This is a genomic window from Saccharothrix mutabilis subsp. mutabilis (assembly GCF_039521145.1).
GTDB lineage: Bacteria > Actinomycetota > Actinomycetes > Mycobacteriales > Pseudonocardiaceae > Actinosynnema > Actinosynnema mutabilis.
Window position 1 is genome coordinate 55,714 of record NZ_BAAABU010000009.1, and the last position, 24,921, is coordinate 80,634.

Genomic DNA, 24,921 nt, shown 5'->3' on the forward strand with positions numbered 1-24,921 from the left:
GTTCAGTCCTCAAGGGTGGTGCGGACGTCGGTGGCGGCCTCGGGCTTGAGCAGCCCGGCCGCCTCGGCGCGGTCGGCGGTGCGGCGCGCGAGGGTTCGGTACGCGGCAAGGGTCCCAGGCGCCTGCTCGCCCAGGACGCGCAGGTGCTTGGCGACGGTGCCCGCGTCGCCGCGCGCGACCGGTCCGGTGAGGGCGCGGTCGCCGTGGCGCAGGACGTTGTCCAGGGCGGCCGACAGCAGCGGGCCCAGCATCCGCTCGGCGTCGTCGATGCCCGCGGAGCGCAGCACGTCCGCGCAGTCGGCGACCAGCGTGATCAGGTGGTTCGCGCCGTGGGCGAGGGCCGCGTGGTAGAGCGGGCGGGCGGCCTCGGGGATGCGCACGGGTTCGGCGGCCATCTCCACGACCAGGGCCTCGCCGACGTTCCACGCGGCGTCGTCGCCGTCCGCCGCGGTCACGCCGACCGAGCAGGCGGTCATCCGCTCGACGTCCTCGGCGCGGCCGGTGAACGTCATGACCGGGTGCAGCGCCACGCACAGCGCGCCGACCCCGGCCGCGGGCGCGAGGACGCCGACGCCCTGCGCGCCGCTGGTGTGCACGACGATCTGCCCGGCACGCAGCGACCCGGTGGCGACCAGGCCGCGGACCAGGCCGGCCAGCTCGTCGTCGGGGACGGCCAGCAGCACCAGGTCGGCGCCGGCGGCGACCTCGGGCGGGGGCAGGACGGGGACTTCGGGGAGCAGTTCCTCGGCGCGGGCCAGGGAGGCGCGCGACACCGCGGACACCGAGCCGACGACGTGGCCCGCCCGGGTCAGGGCGGCGCCCAGCACCGAGCCCACCCGGCCGGCGGAGATCACTCCGACAGCCAGCCGCGCGGGGCGGGGGGTCGCGTCCATGCGACGTACTCCGTTCGAGGCGTTCCAGTCCCGTGGTCGGGTACCGGACGACGGCCGCGAGCGTAATCCGCGTCCGCCGGACCGGGCGTCAACTGCGACGAACACCACCCGCGGCGTTGAGCGCGCCCGGTGCGTCGACAGCGGCCTGACGTGCGGCGATGAGGGCTTCGAGGAGCGCTGCGTGACGTTCGTCCGAGCCCGCCTCCGCCGTGCCGGAGGCCATCCGGTGGCGCAGGAACGCCAGTTCCGTCGCGGCCACCTGGTAGCCGGCGACGGCCCGCGCGGCCTGGTCGCCGACCTTGCGCCGCACCGCGCGCCGCCACCGCCGCCGGCCCTGGAGGCTGGCCAGCAGGGTGACCTCGCTGGAGGCGATCCACCGGTTGGCGGCCATCTCGGGCAGCTGCCCGGCGACGATGCGCTGCTCCCGGCGGCGCTGCCAGACCACCAGCCAGACCATGGCGGCGAACACCGGCACCATGATCAGGAAGTACAGGTTGATGAACGTGGAGCCGGTGCCGACGGTGGTGGAGAAGTTCCACAGCGAGTGCAGGCCGGCCGCGCCCAGGTACCCGAGGACCGGGGCGAGCACCCGGATCCGCTTGTTGGTCGTCATGGCCGCGATGCCGATGCCGATGCCGGTCATCGACGTGAACAGCGGGTGCGCGAACGGCGAGAGCACGCCGCGCAGGATGAACAGCGCGATCACGCCGCTGGACAGGTCGCCGAACCCGGAGTCCACGAAGACGCGGGCGAAGTAGTAGATGTTCTCGGTGTAGGCGAACCCGGCGGCGGTGACGCCCGCGTAGACGATGCCGTCCACGACGCCGTCGAACTCTTCGCGCCGGCGCAGGAACAGCGCGATCACGAACGCGGCCTTGGTGGCCTCCTCGACGATCGGCGCGCCGATGACCGCGGCGAAGGTGGACCCGTCGCCGCCGTTGAGCAGCTCGCCGAGCACGTGCGCGGTCTGGTTGAACACCAGCGAGGTGATCGTCGCGCCGCACGCGCCCCACGCGAAGGCCAGCAGCAGGATCTTCGCCGGTTCCGGCTCCCACCGGTCCACCCACAGGAACGCGCCGAGCACCGCCACGACCGGCAGCAGCGCGGCGACGGCGCCGACCAGGATCGGGGTGAGGCCGATCTTGCTGGTGCCCAGGCCGAGCAGCACCAGGCCGCACACGCCCAGGGCGATCAGGCCCACCACCGGCAGCAGGACGGTCCAGCGGCGCTGGTTCGCGCGCTTGCGGGCAGGGGAGGCGGTCACAGTGTGCAACCTTAAAGGGACACTTGACCGATGCGGGATTCGGAGAGGGCGTGGCGCGAGGCGCTGTACGGGCCGGAGGGCTTCTTCACCCGCGGTTCGGTGCCCGCCGACCACTTCCGGACGGCCCCGTTGATCGGCCCTGAGCTGGCCGAAGCGTTGCTGGTGCTCCTCGATCGGGTGGATTTCGCGCTGGGGCGGCCCGCGCGGGTGGATTTCGTCGACGTCGGGGCGGGCGGCGGTGAGCTGTCGGCGGCGGTGCGGGAGTTGGCTGCCGGGTCGCTCGGCGACCGGCTGCACGTGACGGCGGTGGACGTGGGGCCGGCGCGCGAGCTGCCCGGGGTGGCGTGGGAACGGTCGTTGCCCGGTGCCGTGCAGGGGTTGCTGGTGGGCCACGAGTGGCTGGACGCGATCCCGTGCCCGGTCGTGTCGTGGCCGTGCGCCGACCCTTGGTTGGAGCGGTGGTGGCCGTTGCGGCCGGGGTGGCGGGCGGAGATCGGTGCGCCCCGGGACGCGGCGTGGGCGGACGCGGTGTCGCGGGTGCGCGGGGCGGCGTTGGCGATCGACTACGGGCACGTGTTGGCGGACCGGGCGGCGGGGCGTCATGCGGAGGGGACCTTCGCGGCTTATCGCGGTGGGCGGCGGGTGGAGCCGGTGTTCGACGGGTCCTGTGATCTGACCGCGCACGTGGCTCTGGACGCTTGTGCGGTGGCGGCCGGGGGTTCGTGGGTGTTGGTTTCGCAGCGTGACGCGTTGGCGGCGTTGGGTTTGAGCGGTTCGGTGGGCGGGTCGGGGATGGCGTGGCTGGAGTCGTTGGCCCGGTCGGGTCGGGTGGCGGAGTTGCGGGATCCGGCGGGGTTGGGCGCTTTCGGGTGGTTGCTGCACGGGGTGGGTGTGGCGGTGACGGACTTGCTGCCACCTTTGCCGCCGTGGCAGCCGTGACCGGCCCTTGTGGTCTCGCGCGGTCTGGTCGTCGGTCGGTCTGGTGGTCGGTCTGGTGGTCGGATTACCGCCGGCTTGCCGGGGTCCGCGGGCGGAAGGCTCCGGTGGTATGAGGATTCACGCGTTGCCCGAGGACGTGCTGGCGCGGGCGCGGGGTTGGGCGGGGACGGACGAGTTCCACGAGTTGCTGGAGTCACCCGGTGCGCCGCTGCGGTGTTGCCTGCGGAGGGCCGGGGTCGGCGAGCCGCTGGTGTTGTTCCGGTACGCGCCGAGTGCGGGGCGGGGGCCGTACGAGGAGGTGGGTCCGGTGTTCGCGCACATGCTGCCGTGCGGGGGCTTGGAGTCGGCGGACGTGTTCCCGGAGGCGTTCGCACACAATCGGAGGTTGTTGCGCACGTACACGGCCGATGGACGCATCCACGGCGGCGAGATCGCGGAACCGGAGGAGTTGAACGAGAGGATCGAAGAACTGTTGAACAATCCTCTTGTAGCGGAAGTCCAAGTCCGCAGCGCGAGCCACGGCTGCTACCTCTTCCACATCACCACCTGACCCCACGCGAGCCGGCCCGAATCGGGGCCTGGAGAACTGGCGACGACGGCAGCGGGACCCGACGCGGACACTTCCGTTCTGACAGCCCCCGGCCACTCGCCCACCACTGCCGACTCCCGCTCGGGCCGGCGGCAGGCCGTGCGGCCGGCGCCGGAATTGGCGGGGCGGACAAGGCGCGGGTTGGGTGGCGGCAGCGGATCGGCGGTGCCGGCGGCGACGGTGGCGGCGGCGGTGCTGGCGGCGACGGTGGCTGCGGCGGTGGCTGCGGCGGTGGCTGCGGCGGCGGCGAGCGGCGGCGGTAGCGGCGGCGAGCGGCGGCGGCGCGCGGCGGTGGCTGCGGCGGCGGTGGCTGCGGCGGCTGCGGCGGCGGTGGCTGCGGCGGTGGCGGTGGCGGCGGCGGCGGTGGCGGCGGCGGCGGTGGCGGCGGCGAGCGGCAGCGGCGAGCGGCCGGTGGCGGCGGTAGCGGCCGGTGGCGTGGACCGTGGAGTCCCGGGATTGTCGGTGGCTCGTGCGATCATGGTGTCGGGGGCCGGAGGCCGCGGCAGGGCGAACCTGCGCCGGCGTGCGAGCATGGGGCCGTGGAGATCACCGTTGGTGTCGGGGCCGGGGCACGCCACCTGGGGGTGGACCGGGTCGTCGACCTCGGCCCGTTGCACCCGTCCGCGCACGGCGCGTACCGCCTCCGCCTGACCGTCCGCGACGACGAGACCATCACCGCCGCCGAACCCCTCGTCGGCCACCTGCACCGCGGCGCGGAGAAGTTGTTCGAGGTCCGCGACTACCGGCAGGTCCTCACGCTGGCCAACCGCCACGACTGGCTCGCCGCCTTCTGCAACGAACTCGCCGTCGCCCTCGCCGTCGAGCGCATGACCGGCATGGACGTCCCCCCGCGCGCCCAGGTCCTGCGGGCGCTGCTGTGCGAGCTGAACCGGATCATGGCTCACCTCGTCTTCCTCACCCCGCTCACCGGGCAGGTCGCCGCCGACGGGCGCGAAGCCGTCCAGACCGTGCTGGAGGAGGCGTCCGGCGGGCGGATCCACTTCATGTTCAACCGGATCGGCGGGCTCCGCGAGGACGTCCCCGCCGGGTGGGTCGACCGCGTCCGCGAAGCGGTGTCCACAGTGGACACCGGCGTGATTCCCGAAGGGCTGCGGGGGATCGGCGTGCTCAGCCGGGACGCGGCCCTGGCGTTCGGCGTCACGGGACCGATCGGGCGGGCGTCCGGGGTGGACCTCGACCTGCGCCGGGACGACCCGTTGCCCGGTTACCGCGACCTTGACGTGCGGCCCGTCGTCCGGACCGAGGGGGACGCCCTCGCCCGCGTCCGGTGCCTGGTGGACGAGGTGCGGCAGTCCGTGCGGCTCGTGTCGCAGTGCCTGGACCGGCTGCCCGGCGGACCGGTCAACCTGCGGCTGCCCAAGGCGATCAAGGCACCGGAAGGCGCGGTCTACACGCGCGTCGAGGCGCCGCTGGGCACGTCCGGCGTGCTGCTGGCCTCCCGCGGCGAGAAGACGCCGTGGCGGCTCAAGCTGCGGACGCCGTCGTTCAACAACGTCCAAGCCCTGTCCGCCCTGCTGCCCGGCACGCGGGTGGACGACCTGCCGGCCGTGCTCGGGTCGTTCGCCGTGGTCGTCGGCGACATCGACAAGTAGGCCGGGTCAGTCCTCGCCCCGCCGACGCCTGCGCCGCGGCGAGTCCGCCCCGCCGAACGCGGCGAGCAGCTCGCTGACCGACTTGCCGTCCGCGTGCGCGCCGGCCGGTTCGGGCGCGACGGGCTCGGGGGCGCGCCTGCGCCCGGACACCTCGGCGGACGACCGCGCGGCGGGCTCGGCGGACACCGGCTCGTACGACCCGGTGTGGTCGGCGGCCCGACGCGTGGTGGCGGGCGTGACGGGCCGGAACCCGGCACCGGTCGCCGCCGCCCGACGGCCCTTGGTCTCGGCCTGGCCCGCGTTCTCGACCGGCCGGAACCCGCCGGTCATCTCGGCGGCCCGGCGCACGGCGGCCGGCCGGGCCAACCCGGCGTCCACAGTGGACTCGTGCGCGCCGAACCCGGAACCCTCGGCCGCCGCTCGACGCCCGCCGGCCTCCGTGCCGCGCGACGCCGCCACCGCCGGGAAACCGCCGGTCTGCTCGGCCCGACGACCTCCGGACTCGGTGCCGCGCGACGCCACGGCCGGGAAGCTGCCGGTCTGGCGCGCGCCGGTCTCGGCCTGGCGCACGGAACTCGCCGCCACGGTGCGGAACCCGCCGGTCTGGTCCGCGCGCCGCCCCGCGGGCTCGACCGAACGCGACTCGGCGACACGGGACTCGGCAACGCGGGAGTCGGCGACACGCGACTCGGCGACACGGGAGTCAGCGACACGGGCCTCAGCGACGCGAGAGTCAGCGGCACGCGACTCGGCGACGCGAGAGTCGGCGACCCGGGCCTCGGCGGCGCGAGCGTCGGCGCGGGGATCGACCGCGCGAGCGTCGGCAACGGCGCGGGTGTCGGCGGGGCGGGACTCGGTGCGGCGGGAAACCGGCTCGGTGGGGCGGCGGGTCGCCTGGTCCGCGGCCACGGCGTCGCGGCTGATCATCTCCGTCCGCTCGGCCGCCCGACCGCGCCGCTCACCCGAACCGGCACCGACACCAGCACCCGCACCCGCAACGGGAGCAGCGGGTTCGGCGGTCAGTCCGATGCCCAACCGGCCCGCGTCCAGCGCCACGCCCTCGGTCGGCCGGCGCGTCTCCGCCCGCACCGGCTCACCGTGCGCAGCGGCGGCCGGGGCGGCGGGGCGCGGTTCCGGGCGGCGGGGTGGTTGCGTGGTGTTCGGGGTCGGGCGGCCGGCCAAGTCGGCGCGGTTGACGCGTTCCGTCGGCTCCGCGCGGGCCGCGGCCGGGCGTTGCGGGGTCGTGCGGAGGGGTTCGCGGCGGGCCGGTTGGGGCTGGTCGCGGCGGGCGGGTTCCGGGCGCGTGGGTTCGGGGCGGCGGGCCTGGTCCTTGCGGGAACCGTCGTGGGTGACGCGTTCGATCAGCTCGGTGCGGTCCGGCGCGGGTTTCTCCGCCTTGGCGGCCACGGCCTTCGCGGGTCCGGCGGTGATGATCCGCTGGTCGCCCACCGCCATCAGCCGCGACTGGTCGGACAGCGCGCGCATGCGGGTCGACTCCGCGCGCAACGCCACCCGTTCGACCAGGACCTCACCGCCGAGCAGGGCCTCCAGGTTCTCCCGCAGCACGCGCAGCTCGTTGCGCAGCGCCTCCAGGTCCTCCCGGGACTCCTCGCGCACCCGGCGCCGGGTCTCCGCCTCCAGCTCCAGCTCGTACTCGCGCCGGGCGGCGACCTCGCGCTCCAGCTCCAGCTCGTAGACGGACTGGAGGTCGGCCACCTCGTCGTCACGGTCCGCGACCTGCCGGCGGTACCGGGCGGCGAGGAACGCCCCCGTGAGCGCGGCCCACAGCGCGGCGACCACCGCCAGTCTCAGCCAACGGGCGTTGTCGCTGAGGACCAGCACCGCCGCGGCACCGAGGGCGAGCGCCAACGCTGCTACCAGCAGTAGTCGCCCAATGCCACGACCGTGATCTTGCTGCTCGCCGTCCTGCGACGCGCCTCGCCCGGTCATGGCGTCTACCGTACCGGTCAGTTACCCGATTGAGACCTCCGCGTCCGTATTCACCCGTCAGCGTGGGGATCTTTCGGGGTCTTGCAGCAGTGCTCCAACCACAGCCCGGCGCCGATCAATGCGCCGGCGCAGAGGAGTCCCACCACCGCACTGACCAGGTCGTGCCGCGCCGCTTCGAATTCCCCTTGAACCGGTATCACGTAGATCAGCACCCCGGCCCACGCGCCGGCCATGATCGCCCCGAGGAGTGACGACGCCTTCGCCAGCGCCACGGCCCGTGCGGCGGTCAGCGGCTGCACCGGCGCGGCCCCCGGCTTGCGCTGGATGCGCGCCCGCAACGAGAACGCGAGCACCAGGTCCACCAGGGCGATCACCAGCAGGGTGAAGCCGGCGAACGTCGGCAGCGCGGGCAGCGTGTCGTAGGACAGCCGGAGCAGCAGGTGGACGAGCAGGCCCGCGATCAGTCCGACGGCGAGCAGGTCACGGGGCTTGGTGAACCTCACCGTCCCATCGTGTCATCAACGCTCACTCGACGAGCGCGGTCTCCCGGCCGCCGAACAGCCGCAACGCGGGCAGCCAGCGGGTCGGGTCGGCGTCCCAGTCCATCGACCGGATCTGGCTCTCGCTGCGCCGGCCGCCGATGGCCCGCATCAGCTCGAACGACGACGTCCGCAGGGTCGCCGACGGCTCACCCTCGCCGAGGATGCGGTCGCCGTGCTCCAGCGTGATCCGCAGGGCGGGCAGGTTTTGTTCGCGCAACCGCTTGTCCAGCTCCTGCATGGGCCTGGTGAGGGCGGCGCGGACGGCGACGTTGTCCCGCTCCCCCGGCCGGCCGAGGGCGGCGCGGATGTCGTGCTCGTGCTGCACGATCTCCGCGACCAGCACCGCGCCCACGGGCGAGTCGAACAACCCCTCGGAGATCTCGAAGTTCCGCTCCCACTCGACGAGCAGCTCGCCCAGCGCCCTGTCCCGCCGCTCCTCGACCTGCTTCTCGCCCCACTCGCCGGTCTCGTGCCCCTCGAACCGGCGGTTGACGACGTCCCCGAGGCCGCCGGCGAGGTGCGCGACGACGTCCTTGACCGTCCACCCCGGACACGCCTGCACCGCCGCGAAGGGGTCCCCGTTGGTGACCAGACTGATGATCCGCCGCCGCGCGGCGTCGTACGTGACCGCGTTGCTCATCACCGACCTCCCGGGCCGACGCTAACCCCGGCCCGGGTTCGGCGCAGTGCGAGTTCAGGACAGCGACAGGTCGTCGCGGCGTTCGACGCCGGTCAGGTCCAGGGCCGCCACCAGGTCGGCCACGCGGCCGTGGCCCGGCAGGACCGCGTCCGGGTCGACGTCCAGCCACGGCACCAGCACCGTGGCCCGCTCATGAGCGCCCGGGTGCGGTAGCAGCAAAGAAGGGTCGTCCGAGCGCACGTCGTCCACCGACACCACGTCGACGTCCAGCGTGCGCGGCCCCCAGCGCAGGGTGCGCACGCGGCCCGACGCGTTCTCCAACTCCTGACCGCGCCGCAGCCAGTCCCACGGCCCGGGAGGACCCTCCACGATCAGGACGGCGTTCAGGAAGTCGTCCTGGTCGGTCACGCCCCACGGCGCGGTCTCGTAGACCGGGGACACCGCCACCAGTTCCGGCGCGAACCCCGCCACCGCCGACCGCAGGTGCGCCAACCGGTCGCCCATGTTGGAGCCGATCGACAGGACCGCCCTAGTCACGGACGCGCCTCACCGTCACCGCCACGTCCGCGAACGTCAGCGGGATGGGGGCGGACGGCTTGTGGACGGTCACCTCGGTCGCCCGCACGCGCAGGTCCGTCATGACCTCGTCCGCGATCTTGCCCGCCACCGTCTCGATCAGGTCGTACGGCTCGCCCGCCACGATCGCCGCCGCCCGCTCGGCCAGCTCGCCGTAGTGCAGCGTCTCCCGCAGGTCGTCGGTCGCCGCCGCCCGCGACAGGTCCAGCCACGCCGTGACGTCGACCAGGAAGTCCTGCCCGTCGCGCTTCTCGTGCTCGAAGACGCCGTGGTACCCGCGCACCCGCAAGCCGCTCAGCGAAATCCGGTCACCCATGACCCTGCCTCCACGCCCTGGCCACCGCGACGGCGTCCAGGGACTTGTCCACGTCGTGCACGCGCACGCCCCAGGCGCCAAGGAAAGCAGCCAGTGTGCTCACAGCCGCGGTCGCGTCCTCGCGACCGTCCGGCGCGCGGTCCCCGAGCAGGGCACCCAGAAAACGTTTGCGGGACGCCCCGACCAGCACCGGGAAGCCCAGGGCCAGCAGCTCGTCCAGGCGGTGCAGCAGCTGCCAGTTGTGGGTGGCGTTCTTGGCGAAGCCCAGGCCCGGGTCCAGGACGATGTCGTCCGACGCCACGCCCGCCGCCAGCGCCGCGTCCACCCGCGCGGACAGCTCGTCGCGCACATCGCGCACGACGTCGTCGTACACGGCCAGCTGGTCCATCTGCTTCGAGTGCCCACGCCAGTGCATCAGCACATAAGGCACCCGCGCCGACGCCACCACGGACGCCATCGACGGGTCGGCCAACCCGCCGGACACGTCGTTCACGATCGACGCGCCGGCCTCCAACGCGGCGGCGGCGACCTCGGCGCGCATGGTGTCCACCGACACCGGCACGCCGGCCGCCACCAGCTCGCGGATCACCGGCGCCACGCGTGCGGCCTCGACCGACGGCTCCACCCGCGCGGCACCCGGACGGGTGGATTCGCCACCGACGTCCACGATGTCCGCGCCGCGCTCGCGCATCGCCACCCCGTGTGCCACCGCGTCGGCCAGGTCCAGGTACCGGCCGCCGTCGGAGAACGAGTCCGGGGTGACGTTCAAGACGCCCATGACGACGCAGTGCCCCGGTCGAGGCACGCTCACCTGGTACGTCCCTTGATCAGCTCGATGGCCTCGGCGCGGGAGGACGCCGACGTCCGCAGCAGCCCGCGCACGGCGGACGTGGTGGTCCGCGACCCGGGCTTGCGGACGCCGCGCATGCCCATGCACAGGTGCTCGGCTTCCACGACGACGATCACACCACGCGGTTCCAGCCGCCGCACCAGGGCGTCGGCGACCTGCGAGGTCAGCCGCTCCTGCACCTGGGGCCGCTTGGCGTACAGGTCCACCAGCCGCGCGAGCTTGGACAGGCCGGTGACCCGGCCCTGCTCGTTGGGGATGTAGCCGACGTGCGCGACCCCGTGGAAGGGCAGCAGGTGGTGCTCGCAGAAGGAGAACATCGGGATGTCGGTGACCAGGACGAGTTCCTCGTGGCTCTCGTCGAAGGTCTTCGCCAGCACCGAGTCGGGGTCGGTGTAGAGCCCGGCGAACAGCTCCCGGTACGCGCGCGCCACGCGGGCGGGCGTGTCCTGGAGGCCCTCGCGGTCGGGGTCCTCGCCGCACGCCAGCAGCAGCTCGCGCACGGCCGCCTCGGCCCGCTTCTGGTCGAAGGGCCGCCGTGCGAGGCCGGCCCCTCCGTTGACGGAGAGGCCGGCCTGGTCGATGTCGGTCACTTGCGGTTGTCCGGGTCCGTCTCGAAGTTCCGCTGGTCGGACGCCTCCGTCGGCTCGGGCTGCCACTGGGGCGACTGCCCGCCCGGCACGGTGGCCGGGGTCCAGCCGGGCGGCGCGCCGTAGTTCGGCGGGCCGGAGGACGGGTGCGTCGGCTGCGGCTGGTACGGGGACCCGTTGCTGCCGTTCGGCGCGGCCTGCTGCGGCGCGGGGACCGGGTCCTGCGCGGGCGGCAGTTCCTGGTCGATGGTGTCCTCGATGGCCGGGGGCCACGGCTCGCCGCGCTCCTTGGCCAGCTCGGCGGGGGTCTTGACCGGCGGGATGTTCGACGGCGTCCGGTTGCCGAAGTCGTTGAACTTCGTGATCCGCGGGCGCTTCTCGACGCTGGCGAAGATCCGCTCCAGGTCCTTCTGGTGCAGGGTCTCCTTCTCGATCAGCTCCAGCGTGAGCGCGTCGAGCACGTCGCGGTAGGTGTTGAGCACCTCGTAGGCCTCGGTGTGCGCGGCCTCGATGAGTTCGCGCACCTCCTCGTCGATCTCGTGCGCGACCTCCAGCGAGTAGTCGGCCTGCCGGCCGGCCGTGCGGCCCAGGAACGGTTCGCCCTGCTCCTGGCCGTACTTGACCGCGCCCAGGCGGGCGGACATGCCGTACTCGGTGACCATCGCGCGGGCGATCTTGGTCGCCTGCTCGATGTCGTTGGACGCGCCCGTGGTGGGCTCGTGGAACACCAGCTCCTCGGCGGAGCGGCCACCCAGCGCGAACACCAGCCGGGCGATCATCTCGGACCTGGTCATCAGGTCCTTGTCCTCCTCGGGCACGGACAGCGTGTGACCGCCGGTCCGGCCGCGGGCGAGGATGGTGACCTTGTAGACCGGGTCGATGTCCGGCATGGCCCACGCGGCCAGGGCGTGCCCGGCCTCGTGGTAGGCGGTGATCTTCTTCTCCTTCTCGGAGATGATCCGGCTCTTGCGGGCCGGGCCGCCGATCACGCGGTCCACCGACTCCTCCAGCGCGGCGCCGGTGATGACCGTGCCGTTCTGGCGGGCGGTGAGCAGGGCGGCCTCGTTGATCACGTTGGCCAGGTCGGCGCCGGAGAAGCCCACGGTGCGCTTGGCCAGGCCGTCCAGGTCCGTGTCCGGGCCCAACGGCTTGCCCTTGGCGTGGACGCGCAGGATCTGCTTGCGGCCCTTGAGGTCCGGCGCGGACACCGGGATCTGCCGGTCGAACCGGCCGGGGCGCAGCAGCGCCGGGTCCAGGATGTCGGGCCGGTTGGTCGCCGCGATCAGGATGATGCCGCCGCGCGAGTCGAAGCCGTCCATCTCGACCAGGAGCTGGTTGAGGGTCTGCTCGCGCTCGTCGTGGCCACCGCCGAGGCCGGCGCCGCGGTGGCGGCCGACCGCGTCGATCTCGTCGACGAAGATGATGCACGGCGCGTTCTGCTTGGCCTGCTCGAACAGGTCGCGCACGCGGGAGGCGCCGACGCCGACGAACATCTCCACGAAGTCCGAGCCGGAGATCGAGTAGAACGGCACGCCGGCCTCACCGGCGACGGCGCGCGCCAGCAGCGTCTTGCCGGTGCCGGGCGGGCCGTAGAGCAGGACGCCCTTGGGGATCTTGGCGCCCAGCGCCTGGTAGCGGCCGGGGTTCTGCAGGAAGTCCTTGATCTCGTACAGTTCCTCGACGGCTTCCTCGGCGCCCGCGACGTCGGCGAACGTCGTCTTGGGCATGTCCTTGGACAGCTGCTTGGCCTTGGACTTGCCGAAGTTGAGGACGCGGTTCCCGCCACCCTGGGCGTTGTTCATCATCCACATCAGCAGCAGCAACAGCAGGCCGAGCGGGACCAGGTAGAGCAGCAGCTGGACGAAGAACGAGTCCTGGCTGACCTTGGTCTCGACGGTCGGCTTGTTGCCGGCCTGGTCGAGGATGGTGAACACCTCGTCCGTGGAGCTGGCCGGGAACTGCGTGATCAACCGGTCGTGGCCCTCGAAGTTCTGCCCGTCGACCATGGTCAGGCGGAGACGCTGCTCCTTGTCCTCGATCGTGGCTTCCTTGACCTTGCCGTCCCGGATTTGCTGCAGTGCCTGGGACGTCTTGACCGGGTGGTAGCCCCGAGCGTCGTCGAAGAGCACGGTGAAGGCGTAGTAGAGCAGCAACACCGCCACGATCCACAGCAGCGGGTTGCGAAGCAGGCGCTTGCGGTCCATTCACTTACGGCCGGCGGGCGGCCTCGACCCTCCCTGACTTGGTGACGGGCGCGGACGGGCACGACCCGTCCGACCAGCCTACCGCCCCAACCACGGGCGGAGTGCTCCGCGTGTGGGGCAGTCACGTCTCGCCGGACCAACGGCCGGGACCCGTCAAGTGTTCCCCGGGGTGACCGCGAACACGGCGCGCAGGTCAGCGGGGTTCACCCGGTCGGGGAAACGACCATGAACTTTCGCGACTACCGGCCCGTAACACTGACGAGGGGTATCGCGTTACTAGCAGGTAGCGACGAAGTGAGGGTCATTCGAGTGACATAGAACACGAGAGTTTGTCACGTGAGCGGCCCGTGCCATCCTCGGCAGTTACTGAGTGTTCAACGCCCACCCGAAAGGGTGAACACCAACCGAAGGTACTAACGGTATGTCAGCTCGCAACGAGCGTTCCCCCAGCTGGGCGCGCCGGATAGCCCTGCCCCTCGGCGCCCTGCTGGGCGTCATCGCGGCGGGCGGGGTCACCGTCGTCGCCATCCAGGCCACCAGCGGGCCGGAGTGCAAGGGCACCCTGCCGCTGAAGGTCGCCGTGACCCCGGCGGCCGAGGAGGTCGTCCGCGCCGCCGCCGACGACTACCAGGCCGGTCAGCCCGTGGTCGAGGGCAAGTGCGTGCAGGTGCAGATCGAGGCGCGCGGCGCGGCCGACGTGTCCCACGAGCTGCCGACGGCCCAGATCAACCCGCCCGCGCTGTGGATCCCGGACTCGTCCATGTGGGCCGCCGAGACCCAGCTCCAGGCCGGTGACCAGGGCGCCGAAGCGCCGCGGTTGGAGATCAAGGACTCGCTCGCCTCGTCACCGCTGGTGATCGCGGGCTCCGAGAAGGCGATGAGCGACCTCGGGTGGCCGATCCAGCCGGTGACCTGGGCGAAGGTGGTCGACCCGCGGGTGCAGGTGTCGCTGAGCGACCCGACGACGTCCACCGAGGGCCTGGCCACGCTCGCGGTCATCCGCGCCCAGCTGGGCAACCCGGACGGGACGCCCAAGCCCGAGCTGATCGGCGCGCTGCTGCGGGTCGGCCGCAACGCGCTGCCGTCCGTGCGCGACGCGTTCGGCAAGGTCGTGCAGGGCGCGGACAACGCGCCGGTGTTCACCGCGGCCGAGCAGAACGTGCTGTCGGCGAACCGGGCGGCCGGCTCGCGCCGGGTCGTCGCCTCCTACCCCAAGGAGGGCACGGTCAGCTTCGACTACCCCGTGGTCCGGGTCAGCCGAACGGGCGAGCAGGCCGGCACCGCGCAGGCCGCCGCGGGCTTCGAACAGGCCCTGCGCAACGGCCGCACCGCGCAGCGCTTCGCCGAGGCCGGCTTCCGCACGCCGGACGGCAAGGCCCCGCAGGGGTGGACGAACGAGAAGGACGGCGTGCGCGGCGACGACGTGGCCATGCTGAAGACCCCGTCCTCGGACCAGGTGTCGGAGCTGCTGCGCACGTGGGGCGCGGTCAGCCTGGACACGCGCATCCTGGCGGTGCTCGACGTGTCCGGCTCGATGGCCGAGAAGATGCAGGGCAGCGAGCTGACCAGGGTCGAGGCGGCCCGCGACGCGTCGCTGACGGCGCTGGCGATGCTGCCGGACACCTCGGAGATCGGCCTGTGGGCGTTCTCGACCAACCGCAAGCCGAAGGGCTTCGTGGAGCTGGTGCCGGCCGGCCCCCTGGGTGAGCCGTTGGGCGGCAAGCCCCGGCGTGAGCAGCTGCAACGGGGCGCCGGCGGCATCCCCGCGCTGGTCGGCGGCGGCACGTCGCTGAACGACACGGTGCTGGCCGCGTTCCGGCACGCGCAACAGACGTTCAACCCGGCGAAGATCAACTCGGTCACCATCATGACCGACGGCAGCAACGACGACATCTCCACGCTCAAGCTGCCGGAGCTGCTGGAGACGCTGAAGAAGGAAGCCGACCCCGCGCGCCCGGTGCCGATGTTCATGGTGGGCCTGGGGCCGGAGGCGGACATGGAGACGCTGAAGCAGATCGCGGCGGCCACCGGCGGCAAGTCCTACCAGGCGCTCAAGCCGGACGACATCAAGACCGTGCTGCTCGACGCGATCAGCCAGCGCAGGTGCCGCCCGAACTGCTGACGCCCGCCGCGGCCCGGCCGGCACGACGGCTCGACGGCACGACGGCACGAACCAGAAGGGGCGCTTCCCGGCCGGGAAGCGCCCCTTCCGCGTTCAGCTCGAATACACCTTCGGGTCCAACGTGCCGATGTACGGCAGGTCCCGGTACCGCTCGGCGTAGTCCAACCCGTACCCCACGACGAACTCGTTCGGGATCTCGAAGCCCACGTACTTCACCGGCACGTCGACCTTCACCGCGTCCGGCTTGCGCAGCAGCGAGCACACCTCCAGCGAGCGCGGCTTGCGCGACGCCAGGTTCTTGAGCAGCCACGACAGCGTGAGACCCGAGTCGATGATGTCCTCGACGATGATCACGTCACGGTCCGCGATGTCGCGGTCCAGGTCCTTGAGGATGCGCACCACGCCCGACGAGGACGTGGACGACCCGTAGGAGCTGACCGCCATGAACTCCAACTGGACCGGTACCGGCAGCGCTCGCGCCAGGTCGGTCATGAACATCACCGCGCCCTTGAGCACGGTGATCAAGACGAGGTCGGAGCCACCGTCGGCCGGGTAGTCGGCCGCGACCTTGTTGGCCAGCTCGGTGACCTTGTCACTGATCTCCTGCTCGGTGATGAGCACGGAGGCGATGTCGCCGTCGTACACGGACGAACCCCTTTTTGTCATGACTGCACTGGTTCGACTCGAAGCCTGCCATGCGCGCGGCGTGCCACAAAGCCGCCGGGCAGCCAGACCCCGCCCTGACCGTGCCACTCCGCGACCAGCGCGTCCACGCGCCGCAGGTGCGAGTCGGACAACTCGGGCACGCCCTCGTCGAGCAGCCACCGGCGCAGCACACGCCGGCGCAGAGCCGTCGGGAGGTCGGCCAGCTCCTTGGCGGCGCGGCGGTCGCCGCCGTAGCACCGCGCCAGCTCGTCCAACGCGTCGCAGTCTTCCCTCAACTGGGCCGCCGTGCGCGCCAGCGCGTCCGCCACGCCACCGTGGAGCACGTCCTCCAGCAGCGGCAGGACCTCGGTGCGCAGCCGGACGCGGGTGTAGGCCGGGTCGGCGTTGTGCGGGTCCTCCCACGGGGAAAGGCCCAGCTCGCGGCAGGCGGCCGAGGTGTCCGCCCGGGACACGCCCAGCAGCGGGCGTCCCCACGGCGGGTCGCACGCCCGCATCCCCGCGATGCTGCGCGGCCCGGACCCGCGCCCCAGGCCCAGCAGCACGGTCTCCGCCTGGTCGTCCAGGGTGTGCCCGAGCAGGACCAGGCCCCGCTCCGGCCGCAGCGCCGCGTACCGGGCCCGCCGGGCCGCCGCCTCCGGACCACCGGGGCCCTCGACCACCACCGCCCGCACTTCGGCCCGAAGTCCCAGCTCACGACACACGGACGCGGCCCGTGCCGCGACGGCGGCCGAGTCCTCCTGCAAGCCGTGGTCGACCACGACCGCCCGCGAACCGGGTCGCAACCGCGCGGTCACCGCCGCCAACGCCAACGAGTCGGCGCCGCCGGACACGGCGACCGCGACCTCCTCGGGCCGGTGCTCGGCCAGGAAGCGCCGCACGGCGACGCGGACCCGGTCGACCGGCCCGTTCACGGTGAGACGCGGCGCAGCCAGGCGGCCGGGTCGGCGATCTCGGCGCGGGTGGGCAGCGTGTCCGGCCCGGTCCACACCGCGTTGAAGCCGGGCATCCCGACCGCGTCCACGACGTGCCGGGTGAACGCCGCGCCCTCGGCGTACTGGCGGACCTTGGCCTCCACGCCCAGCAGCGTCCGCAGCACCCGGTCGAGCATGCCGCCGCCCTTGCGCCGGGCGGTGAACCGCTCGCGGATGACCCCCACGGACGGCACGACCTCGGGACCCACCGCGTCCATGACGTGGTCGGCGTGCCCTTCGAGCAGCGTGGACAGGGCGATCAGCTGGTCGAGCACCTCGCGCTGCGCGGGGTTCTGCAGCAGGTCCACGAACCCGCCCGCCTCGCGCAACCGCCGGGGCAGGTCCCGCAGGCGCACGGCGACCCCGTCGTCCATGGTCGAGAGCAGCCGGGTGACCAGGCCGGAGAAGTGGTCCCGCAGCCACGGGACGGCGGTGAACTGGAGCCGGTGCGTGCCCTCGTGCAGGCACACCCACATGCTGAAGTCCGAGCCGTCCACGTCCAGGGACCGCTGCGCGCCGACGATGTTCGGCGCGACCAGCAGCAGCCGGCCGCCGTCGGAGAACGGGTCGTACTGGCCCAGCACCCGCGCGCTGAGGAACGCGACGACCACGCCCGCCTGGACGCCCGCCGTGCCCGAGAGGACGCCGCTGAACGCGCCGGACTGGCGCGGCAGGGCCCCGTCGGTCAGCGCGGCGAGCCCCTGGACGGCGGCCCGCACCCAACCCGGCCGGTCGACGACCTCGCCGGCCCGCAGCGGCAGCCCGTGCCCGAGCCCGGTCAGCTCGCGGACGTGCACCTCGGCGTCGATGGCCTGCTCGCGCAGCCGCCCGACCGCGACGTCCGCCTCCGCTCTGGGCACCACGGGACCGGGGCGCACGAGCCGGGCGGCGGTCGCGACGGCCAGCTCCCAGTCGACCGGGTCACTGCCCGCACGGTGGTCCTGCGCAGCGCGGTTCACCCCCCGAACGCTACCTGCGCCCCGGCCGGGGCAACACCTCTCACGTCTCGGCGGGGCCGGCGGCGGCGCCATCAAACACAGCCGCAGCCCCGTAGCGCGGTGGCCAATGCGTCCAGACCCGGTCGGACCTTGGTGCGCGGGTCCTCCGAGCTGATCGACATGAACGCGAACACCAGCAGCCGGCCGTCGTTGTCGACCACGACGCCCGCCAGCGAGTTCACCGCCGTCAACGTGCCGGTCTTCGCCCGCACCCAGCCCTTCCCGGCCAGGTCGGCGTACCGGCCGGCGAGGGTCCCGCTGCCGCCCGCCACCGGCAGGGCCGTGAGCAGCGGGCGGAGCTTGGCGGTCTTCGGGTCGGACGCGTCGGGCTTCGCGGCGGCCGTGAGGATGTCGGTCAGCAGCCGCGCGGGGACCTTGTCGTCCTTGGACAGGCCGGACGCGTCCACGACCTCGGCCCCGGTCAGGTCGAACCCGTTCTCGGTGAGCACCGCCCGCACGGCCCGCACCGCGCCGTCGAACGTCGGCGGCAGGCCCTTGGCGATGGCGACCTCGCGGGCCATCGTCTCGGCCAGGACGTTGTCCGAGACCTGCATCAGGTTCTCGACCAGCTGGTCCACCGGCGCGGACTTCACCTCGCCGAGCACCTTCGCGCCCGCCGGCGCGGCGCCGGGGGCGGTGGTCGCCGCGCCCAGCCGCGAGGCGAGGGCCTGGGCGGCGGTGGCGGCGGGCGTGCCGGTGCGCGGGGTGTCGTAGGCGGTCGGGTCCTGGCGTCCGCCGTCCATCATCAGGGGGCCGATCGGGGCGACGTACCCGCCGGCGACGTCGCCCGGGTCCCAGCCCGGGGCCATGCCGTCGCCCTGGTAGCGGCTGGTGTCGTAGAGGACCTGGGTGACCGGGCCGTTCACGGTGACCTGGGCGGCCAGGTCGTCCAGGGTGGCCGCGCCGGGGTAGACCGTGCTGCGGTCGGCGGGGAACGAGGACAGCGTCGGGTCGCCGCCGCCGACCAGCACGACCGTGCCCGGCTGGGCGCCCTGGACGACCTTGGTGGACAGCTGGGACGTGTGGTCCAGCGCCAGCAGCGAGGCCGCCGCGACCAGGATCTTCACCGTGGAGGCGGGGGTCAGCGGGGTCGTGTCGCCCTGCTTCCACAGCGCCTGGCCGGTGCCGGGGTCCACCACCACGCCGGTGAGCGTGCCCAGGGCCGGGTTGCCGGCGGGTCCGCGCAGGGCGGCGGCGATCCCGGCGGCGCTGGGCACCGGTCCGGACGTGCCGACGCCGCGCACGGCGAGCGAGACGGGCGCGGGCGGCTGCGGCGCGCCGGTGGTCGGCACGGGCGCGGTGTCGAACCACCCGAGCTGCCACGACGTGACACCGCCCGCCACCAGCACCAGCACCGCCGCCAACGCGCCGACCAGCACCAGCGGCTTCTTCCGACGCGGCTCCTCGGCCGTGCCGACCCGCTCGGGCTTGGCGTGCTCCTCCTCGGCGGCCTCGCCCTTCGCGGCGTCGTCGGAGTCGTCCGCCGCGGACTCCCACCGGGACCACGCGGCATCGGCAGCAGCTTCACGCGATCGGGTGACTTCTTCCGTGCGCGGCGGCGTGGACTCGGCCTGCGCGCGCGGCGGCGTGGGCTCGGCCTGCGCGCGCGGCGGTGCGGGCTCGGCCACTGCCTGGCCACGCGGCGGCGTCGCCGGCTGCTCGGCCCGCGCCGGCGGACGGCCGTTCTGCGGTTCCGCCCGGTCCCGCGGTTCCCCGCGGCGGTCGCCCGTGTCAAGCGGGCGTGTGGTCTGGTCGCCCGAGGGGGTCCGCCGCGGCCGGTGGACGAGTTCCGTCCGGTCCGCGGCGGGCGGCGGCACGGGGATGCGCATGGTCGGCGATTCGCCCGGTCCCGGCCGCCTGACCTGCACCGTCGGCGGCTCGCGGACGGCATCGTCATCGTCGACGGTCGGCCACGATGGCTCGTCGGGCACGCAGTCCTCCGCGATTGATTACGGGCAATGTCACACCCACGACCAGGCACTCGGATGAGGGTTGACGACACCTCGTGGTCCACACTAGTGGCGTAACGAACGTCAAAGACGAGCGAGGACCGCGCAGTGGAGTTCGACGTCACCATCGAGATCCCCAAGGGGGTCCGGAACAAGTACGAGATGGACCACAAGACGGGGCGCATCCGCCTGGACCGCACCCTCTTCACGGCCACTCAGTACCCGGCGGACTACGGCTTCGTCGACGACACCCTCGGTGAGGACGGTGACCCGCTGGACGCGCTCGTGCTCGTCCAGGAGCCGACCTTCCCGGGCTGCCTCATCCGCGCCCGCGCGATCGGCATGTTCCGCATGACCGACGAGAAGGGCGGCGACGACAAGCTGCTCTGCGTGCCCGCCGAGGACCCCCGCAGCGAGCACCTGCGCGACATCCACCACCTCTCCGAGTTCTACCGCCTGGAGATCCAGCACTTCTTCGAGGTCTACAAGGACCTGGAGCCGGGCAAGAGCGTGGAGGGCGCGACCTGGGTCGGCCGCACCGAGGCCGAGGCGGAGATCGTGCGGTCCTACCAGCGCCTGAAGGACGCCGTGGCGCGCGGCGAGGACCACTGACCCGACGCGGTGACAACGGGCCACCCCGGTGAAGGGGTGGCCCGTTCCGCGTTCTACGAGGGACTCAGTGGACGGCGACCGGCGTCGCCGCCTCGTCGTTCACCCGCTCCAGGCCCGACCGGTTGGACAGCGGGACCTCGCGCAGGAACCACACCAGCGCGAACCCGACCACCGACACCAGGCCGCCGACCAGGAACACCAGGTCGATCGAGCCGGAGAAGCCGTCCAGGAACGGCCGCGCCAGCACCGGGTCGAGCGTGGTGAGGAACTCGGTGTTGTTCAGGTCCACGCCCGAGCCGCCGTTCTGCAGCGCGCCCGCGATCTGGGCGTTCTCCGGCTTGGCCAGCGCCGCCATGAACGCCGGGTCGCCGAACGCCGAGCGCAGCGCGTTGCCGATCTTGTCGCCGACCGTGCTGAACAGGATCGACAGGAACACCGCCGTGCCGACGGTGCCGCCGATCTGCCGGAAGAACGTGGCCGACGAGGTCGCGACGCCCATGTCCCGCGGCTCGGCGTCGTTCTGGATGGCCACCAGCAGGGTCTGCATGGACAGGCCCAGGCCCGCGCCCATGAAGAACATCATCACCAGCGGCTGCCAGACCGGCGTGTCCGTGCCGATCGTGCTGAACAGGAACAGCGAGATCGCCATCAGCGCGAACCCGACCACCGGGAACACCTTGTAGCGGCCGGTCTTGGCGGTGATCTGGCCGCTGGTGCCGGCCGCGGTCATGATGCCCAGCGTCAGCGGCAGCATCATCAGGCCGGCCTCGGTGGCCGAGTAGCCCTTCACGATCTGCAGGTACAGCGGCAGCGACACCATGCCGCCGAACATGCCGATGCCCATCACGAAGTTGACGCCGTTGCCCAGCGAGAACGTCTGGCGCTTGAACAGCCGCAGCGGCAGCAGCGCCTCGTCGCCCATCCGCCGCTCGGCGAACACGAACCCGATCAGGCCCAGCACGCCGACGACGTACATCGCGATGGCGGCGCCGGAGCCCCAGCCCCACTCGCGGCCCTGCTCGGCGACGATCAGCAGCGGCACCAGGCCGATGGTGAGCATCAGCGCGCCCACGTAGTCGATGCGGTGGTCGACCCGCTTGTGCGGGATGTTGAGCACCTTCGCCACGACCGCCAGCGCGACCAGCGCGATCGGCACGTTGATCAGGAACACCCAGCGCCAGCCGGCCGTGCCCAGGAACGACTCCAGGCCCGCGAACAGGCCGCCCACGACCGGGCCCGCGACGCTGGAGATGCCGAACACGGCCATGAAGTAGCCCGCGTACTTGCTGCGGTCACGCGGCGAGGTGATGTCCGCCAGGATCGCCATGGCCAGCGACATCAGACCGCCGGCGCCCAGGCCCTGCACCGCGCGGAACGCGGCCAGCTCGTACATCGAGTTCGCGATGCCCGACAGCAGCGAGCCGACCAGGAACAGCGAGATCGCCGTCAGGTACATCGGCTTGCGGCCGTAGATGTCGGACAGCTTGCCGTACAGCGGCGTCGAGACGGTGGCCGTGATCAGGTAGGACGTGGTCGCCCACGCCTGCAGGGTCTGGCCGTGCAGCTCGTCGGCGATGGTCTTCATCGCGGTGGCGACGATCATCTGGTCCAGCGCCGCGAGGAACAGGCCGAGCAGCAGGCCGGACAGGATGGTCAGGATCTGGCGGTGCGTGAGCAGCGCGGCACCCGGCGGTGTCGCCTCCGCTCTGGTCGTCGTTTCCGACATCAGTTCTTCCCCTCTTCTGAGCGCGGCCCCAGTCCGCTCTCAGCGATGAAATCCGGCAGCGCCTTCTCGTAGTCGCCGACGAAGCGCTCGAAGTGGCCGATGAACGCCGAGAGGTCCTCCTCGGACCAGTCGGCGAGCATGCGGGCGATAGCCTTGTTGCGCTGCGCCCGGCGCTCGTCCAGCAGGCGCTGTCCCGCGTCCGTGACGGCCAGGACGCTGGCCCGGCCGTCGTCGGGATCCGCCCGGCGCTCGACCCAGCCCTCCTTGACCAGCGTCGCGACCTGGCGGCTGACCGTGGAGGGGTCCGAGAAGACCGCTTCGGCGAGCGCGCTCGACCGGGACGGGCCCAGCTGGCTCAGGTTGGCCAGCAGCACGAACGAGGCCTTGTCCACGCCGGTCTTGCTCAGGTGCGCGGCCACGCAGGCGTGCATCTTGTTCAGGCGCACGAGCGCCATGCCGATGCGTTCGGCCTGGGCGAGCTGCGTCTCGTCACTCACCGGGGTCACCATGGGACGCTCCGTTTGCTTGCATCATCCAACTAGTTGCTGGGTACAAGCATGCGCCTTGCCAGGTCACTTGGCAAACGATTTCCGCGGTGACTCGCCTTACATGGCTACTGGTCGGTAACATCCCTCGCCATGAGCGCTGACTACTCGTTCGTCGCCGACGCGATGAAGCAGGCCGTGCCGTGGGTCAAGACCAGCGGCGTCGAGTTCCCCGAGGTCGCGGGCGACCGGGTGGTGGCCGAGCTGCCCGACGCCGCCGAGACCCGCAACCACGTGGGCGGACCGCACGCGGCGATGATCTTCGGCCTGGGCGAGACCGCGTCCGGCGCGGTCGCGATGGCCGCCTTCGCGCCGCACCTGGGCAAGGCGACCCCGCTGGTGGCCCGGTCCGAGATCGCCTACAAGAAGCTCGCCCTGGGCGTGCTGCGCGCCGAGGCCGTGCTGGGCAGGCCGGCGGACGAGGTGGTGGCGGAACTCGACGCGGGCGCCCGCCCCGAGTTCCCCGTCAACGTCACCGTGACCAACGCCGAGGGCGTCACGACGGCCGAGATGGTCGTCGTCTGGACCCTCAAGCCCAACCGCTAGTCCTCGACGGTCACGCCCATCGACCGGGCGGTGCCGGCGACGACGCGTTCCGCCGCGTCCAGGTCGGTCGTGTTCAGGTCGGGCATCTTGCGCTCGGCGATGGCCCGGACCTGGTCGCGGGTCAGCGCGCCCGCCTTGTCGTGACCGGGGCGCTGGGCGCCCTTGCCGCCCAGCGCCTTCCGGATCAGGAACGCGGTCGGCGGCGTCTTGAGGCGCAGCTCGAACGACTTGTCGTCGCGGACGGTCACCACGACCGGGACGACGTCGCCGCGCTGCCCGGCGGTGGCCTCGTCGTAGGCGCGCTTGACGCCGACCAGGTTGACGCCGGTCTGCCCGAGCACCTTGCCGAGATCCATCATCGAGGCGTTGCCGGCCTCCAGGTTGATCGTGATCTGGTGGGTCTTCTTCGCGGGTGGCATGGCCGGGGACGCTAGGAATTGACGTAACGGCAGACTCAACGGGTTTTTCGGTAGGTTCGGCCGGTGCAGGTGGACCGGCTGGAGATCTCGTACGACCCGCGCACCGTCGGGGAGGCCGCGCGGCGGGCCGTCGAGGACGGGTGCGGTGGCTTCTGGTTGGCCGAGACCAGCCACGACCCGTTCGTGGGGCTGGCCCGGGTGGGCGGTCTGGACTTGGAGCTGGGCACCGCCATCGCGGTGGCGTTCGCGCGCAACCCGATGAGCACGGCGGTGCAGGCCAACGACCTGCAACTGCTGTCCGGCGGGCGGTTCAACCTCGGGCTGGGCTCGCAGGTGGAGCCGCACATCACCAAGCGGTTCGGCATGCCCTGGTCGCGTCCGGCGGCGCGGATGCGCGAGTTCGTCCAGGCGTTGCGGGCGATCTGGGCGTGCTGGGCGACCGGTGAGCGGTTGCGGTTCCGCGGCGAGTTCTACACGCACACGTTGATGACGCCGTTCTTCGACCCGGGCCCGAACCCGTTCGGCGCGCCGCGGGTGTGGCTGGCGGGCGTCGGTGAGCTGATGACCGAGGTGGCGGGCGAGGTGGCGGACGGCTTCCTGTGCCACAACTTCACCACCGAGCGCTACTTCCGCGAGGTGACCGTGCCGGCGCTCCAGCGGGGTCGCGCCGGGTCGTCCCTGCCGCCGTTGGAGATCAGCGCCCCGAGCCTGGTGGCCCACGACGAGCCGGGCGTGGTCGAGGTGAAGCGCCAGATCGCGTTCTACGGCTCGACCCCGGCGTACCGGAAGGTCCTGGACCTGCACGGCTGGGGCGAGCTGCACGAGGAACTGCACCGCATGTCCCGCCGCGGCCTGTGGGACGACATGACGGCGGCCGTCCCCGACGAGGTGCTGCACGCGTTCGCCGTGATCGGCACGCCCGCCGAGACCTCAGCCGAACTGACCCGCCGCTACGGCGACCACGCGACCAGGGTCCTCACGTCCGCGTGAGCCGGTGGTGGAACACCGCCATCTGCGCCCGAACCCGAGCCACCTGGTGCCGCCGAACCCACCGCCGCCGCCCGACCCGAGCCGCCAACGCGACGAGGGGCAACGCCAACACCGTCAACACGATCGTCCCGACCATCGCCCTCACCTCCACGGTGGCAACGAACAGGGTGAACGACTACTGACGCGGAACCCCGAAACGCCACCCTTATGGAGCAACGCTCACAACCGACGACACCAGCGCCCGGAGATCCGACCTGCGCGTTCAACAGATGCGCTGAAGCTCGCCGGGGAATGACAAAGGCCCGGATCGGCGAACCGGTCCGGGCCTTCGATCTCGCGAGCCGCCTGTCGGAATCGAACCGACGACCTGCTCATTACGAGTGAGCCGCTCTGGCCGACTGAGCTAAGGCGGCG

Annotated in this window: 26 protein-coding genes and 1 tRNA gene; 7 read left to right on the plus strand and 20 right to left on the minus strand. The window is 72.5% G+C overall.

Annotation, left to right across the window (positions count from 1 at the left end):
• Positions 1-2: 2 nt before the first annotated feature.
• Positions 3-893 (minus strand): Rossmann-like and DUF2520 domain-containing protein, encoded by an 891-nt coding sequence (locus tag ABD126_RS20945; RefSeq protein WP_343935554.1) that lies wholly within the window; start codon positions 891-893, stop codon positions 3-5.
• Positions 894-981: 88 nt separating this feature from the next.
• Entirely contained in the window at positions 982-2,157 is a 1,176-nt protein-coding gene (locus ABD126_RS20950) for a PrsW family intramembrane metalloprotease (RefSeq protein ID WP_343935555.1), read from the minus strand.
• 30 nt (positions 2,158-2,187) lie between these two features.
• On the opposite strand from ABD126_RS20950, the gene ABD126_RS20955 reads away from it, so the two are divergent.
• Both ABD126_RS20955 and ABD126_RS20960 read left to right on the plus strand, forming a co-directional pair.
• Positions 2,188-3,096, plus strand: a complete 909-nt coding sequence (locus ABD126_RS20955) for an SAM-dependent methyltransferase (RefSeq protein WP_343935556.1) — start codon at positions 2,188-2,190, stop codon at positions 3,094-3,096.
• A 109-nt stretch (positions 3,097-3,205) separates the two neighbouring features.
• Positions 3,206-3,646 carry a DUF1203 domain-containing protein gene (locus ABD126_RS20960; protein ID WP_343935557.1) on the plus strand — a complete coding sequence of 147 codons (441 nt, stop codon included), beginning with the start codon at positions 3,206-3,208 and terminating at the stop codon, positions 3,644-3,646.
• On the opposite strand, the gene ABD126_RS20965 is transcribed toward ABD126_RS20960, so the two are convergent.
• Complete coding sequence (locus ABD126_RS20965) at positions 3,622-4,218, minus strand: hypothetical protein (protein WP_343935558.1); 597 nt, start codon at positions 4,216-4,218, stop codon at positions 3,622-3,624. The genes ABD126_RS20960 and ABD126_RS20965 overlap by 25 nt on opposite strands.
• A gap of 6 nt (positions 4,219-4,224) precedes the next feature.
• Here ABD126_RS20965 and ABD126_RS20970 point away from each other — a divergent pair, with 6 nt between their 5' ends.
• Positions 4,225-5,298, plus strand: a complete 1,074-nt coding sequence (locus tag ABD126_RS20970; protein ID WP_343935559.1) for an NADH-quinone oxidoreductase subunit D — start codon at positions 4,225-4,227, stop codon at positions 5,296-5,298.
• A 6-nt stretch (positions 5,299-5,304) separates the two neighbouring features.
• Here ABD126_RS20970 and ABD126_RS20975 read toward each other — a convergent pair whose 3' ends face one another.
• Genes ABD126_RS20975 through ftsH form a run of 8 tightly spaced genes read right to left on the minus strand, consistent with a single transcriptional unit; the run spans position 5,305 to position 12,963 of the window.
• Positions 5,305-7,248, minus strand: coding sequence for a DUF6779 domain-containing protein (locus tag ABD126_RS20975; protein ID WP_343935560.1), 1,944 nt, complete (start codon positions 7,246-7,248; stop codon positions 5,305-5,307).
• 50 nt (positions 7,249-7,298) lie between these two features.
• Positions 7,299-7,751 (minus strand): DUF3180 domain-containing protein, encoded by a 453-nt coding sequence (locus ABD126_RS20980; protein WP_343935561.1) that lies wholly within the window; start codon positions 7,749-7,751, stop codon positions 7,299-7,301.
• 22 nt (positions 7,752-7,773) lie between these two features.
• Positions 7,774-8,430 (minus strand): maleylpyruvate isomerase family mycothiol-dependent enzyme, encoded by a 657-nt coding sequence (locus tag ABD126_RS20985; protein ID WP_343935562.1) that lies wholly within the window; start codon positions 8,428-8,430, stop codon positions 7,774-7,776.
• 54 nt (positions 8,431-8,484) lie between these two features.
• Entirely contained in the window at positions 8,485-8,967 is a 483-nt protein-coding gene (gene folK, locus ABD126_RS20990; protein WP_343935563.1) for a 2-amino-4-hydroxy-6-hydroxymethyldihydropteridine diphosphokinase, read from the minus strand.
• The gene (gene folB, locus ABD126_RS20995; protein ID WP_343935564.1) at positions 8,960-9,322 is read right to left on the minus strand and encodes a dihydroneopterin aldolase; all 363 of its coding nucleotides are present in this window, start codon (positions 9,320-9,322) and stop codon (positions 8,960-8,962) included. Before folB ends, folK begins: the two co-directional genes overlap by 8 nt.
• Positions 9,315-10,100, minus strand: coding sequence for a dihydropteroate synthase (folP, locus tag ABD126_RS21000; RefSeq protein ID WP_343935731.1), 786 nt, complete (start codon positions 10,098-10,100; stop codon positions 9,315-9,317). Before folP ends, folB begins: the two co-directional genes overlap by 8 nt.
• A gap of 29 nt (positions 10,101-10,129) precedes the next feature.
• Positions 10,130-10,753: a GTP cyclohydrolase I FolE gene (gene folE, locus ABD126_RS21005; protein WP_343935732.1), complete on the minus strand. Its 624-nt coding sequence runs from the start codon at positions 10,751-10,753 to the stop codon at positions 10,130-10,132.
• A gap of 5 nt (positions 10,754-10,758) precedes the next feature.
• The gene (gene ftsH, locus ABD126_RS21010) at positions 10,759-12,963 is read right to left on the minus strand and encodes an ATP-dependent zinc metalloprotease FtsH (RefSeq protein WP_343935565.1); all 2,205 of its coding nucleotides are present in this window, start codon (positions 12,961-12,963) and stop codon (positions 10,759-10,761) included.
• 421 nt (positions 12,964-13,384) lie between these two features.
• Between ftsH and ABD126_RS21015 the strand changes: the two genes are divergently transcribed.
• Positions 13,385-15,085 (plus strand): substrate-binding domain-containing protein, encoded by a 1,701-nt coding sequence (locus tag ABD126_RS21015; RefSeq protein ID WP_343935566.1) that lies wholly within the window; start codon positions 13,385-13,387, stop codon positions 15,083-15,085.
• A 93-nt stretch (positions 15,086-15,178) separates the two neighbouring features.
• Here ABD126_RS21015 and hpt read toward each other — a convergent pair whose 3' ends face one another.
• The 4 genes from hpt to dacB all read right to left on the minus strand — a co-directional run bounded on the left by hpt (position 15,179) and on the right by dacB (position 19,651).
• On the minus strand, positions 15,179-15,730 hold the full coding sequence (gene hpt / locus ABD126_RS21020; RefSeq protein WP_343935567.1) for a hypoxanthine phosphoribosyltransferase: 552 nt from the start codon (positions 15,728-15,730) through the stop codon (positions 15,179-15,181).
• Between the two features lie 17 nt (positions 15,731-15,747).
• Entirely contained in the window at positions 15,748-16,662 is a 915-nt protein-coding gene (gene tilS, locus ABD126_RS21025) for a tRNA lysidine(34) synthetase TilS (RefSeq protein ID WP_343935568.1), read from the minus strand.
• Positions 16,659-17,681, minus strand: coding sequence for a zinc-dependent metalloprotease (locus ABD126_RS21030; RefSeq protein WP_343935569.1), 1,023 nt, complete (start codon positions 17,679-17,681; stop codon positions 16,659-16,661). The genes tilS and ABD126_RS21030 overlap by 4 nt, the downstream gene beginning before the upstream one ends.
• Positions 17,682-17,752: 71 nt before the next feature.
• The gene (gene dacB / locus ABD126_RS21035; RefSeq protein WP_343935570.1) at positions 17,753-19,651 is read right to left on the minus strand and encodes a D-alanyl-D-alanine carboxypeptidase/D-alanyl-D-alanine endopeptidase; all 1,899 of its coding nucleotides are present in this window, start codon (positions 19,649-19,651) and stop codon (positions 17,753-17,755) included.
• A gap of 126 nt (positions 19,652-19,777) precedes the next feature.
• Here dacB and ABD126_RS21040 point away from each other — a divergent pair, with 126 nt between their 5' ends.
• Entirely contained in the window at positions 19,778-20,281 is a 504-nt protein-coding gene (locus ABD126_RS21040) for an inorganic diphosphatase (protein ID WP_309110360.1), read from the plus strand.
• 64 nt (positions 20,282-20,345) lie between these two features.
• Here ABD126_RS21040 and ABD126_RS21045 read toward each other — a convergent pair whose 3' ends face one another.
• Both ABD126_RS21045 and ABD126_RS21050 read right to left on the minus strand, forming a co-directional pair.
• Positions 20,346-22,007 (minus strand): MDR family MFS transporter, encoded by a 1,662-nt coding sequence (locus ABD126_RS21045; protein WP_343935571.1) that lies wholly within the window; start codon positions 22,005-22,007, stop codon positions 20,346-20,348.
• Complete coding sequence (locus ABD126_RS21050) at positions 22,007-22,504, minus strand: MarR family winged helix-turn-helix transcriptional regulator (RefSeq protein WP_343935572.1); 498 nt, start codon at positions 22,502-22,504, stop codon at positions 22,007-22,009. The genes ABD126_RS21045 and ABD126_RS21050 overlap by 1 nt, the downstream gene beginning before the upstream one ends.
• A gap of 141 nt (positions 22,505-22,645) precedes the next feature.
• Between ABD126_RS21050 and ABD126_RS21055 the strand changes: the two genes are divergently transcribed.
• Positions 22,646-23,098 (plus strand): DUF4442 domain-containing protein, encoded by a 453-nt coding sequence (locus tag ABD126_RS21055; protein ID WP_343935573.1) that lies wholly within the window; start codon positions 22,646-22,648, stop codon positions 23,096-23,098.
• Here the strand turns inward: ABD126_RS21055 and ABD126_RS21060 are convergent.
• Positions 23,095-23,517: an uL11 family ribosomal protein gene (locus ABD126_RS21060; protein ID WP_343935574.1), complete on the minus strand. Its 423-nt coding sequence runs from the start codon at positions 23,515-23,517 to the stop codon at positions 23,095-23,097. The genes ABD126_RS21055 and ABD126_RS21060 overlap by 4 nt on opposite strands.
• 63 nt (positions 23,518-23,580) lie before the next feature.
• On the opposite strand from ABD126_RS21060, the gene ABD126_RS21065 reads away from it, so the two are divergent.
• Positions 23,581-24,507: a TIGR03617 family F420-dependent LLM class oxidoreductase gene (locus tag ABD126_RS21065; RefSeq protein WP_343935575.1), complete on the plus strand. Its 927-nt coding sequence runs from the start codon at positions 23,581-23,583 to the stop codon at positions 24,505-24,507.
• Here ABD126_RS21065 and ABD126_RS21070 read toward each other — a convergent pair.
• Both ABD126_RS21070 and ABD126_RS21075 read right to left on the minus strand, forming a co-directional pair.
• On the minus strand, positions 24,494-24,643 hold the full coding sequence (locus ABD126_RS21070) for a hypothetical protein (RefSeq protein ID WP_343935576.1): 150 nt from the start codon (positions 24,641-24,643) through the stop codon (positions 24,494-24,496). The two genes, ABD126_RS21065 and ABD126_RS21070, sit on opposite strands and share 14 nt — an antisense overlap.
• Before the next feature lie 203 nt (positions 24,644-24,846).
• A tRNA-Thr gene (locus ABD126_RS21075) sits at positions 24,847-24,920 on the minus strand.
• Position 24,921: the final 1 nt, after the last annotated feature.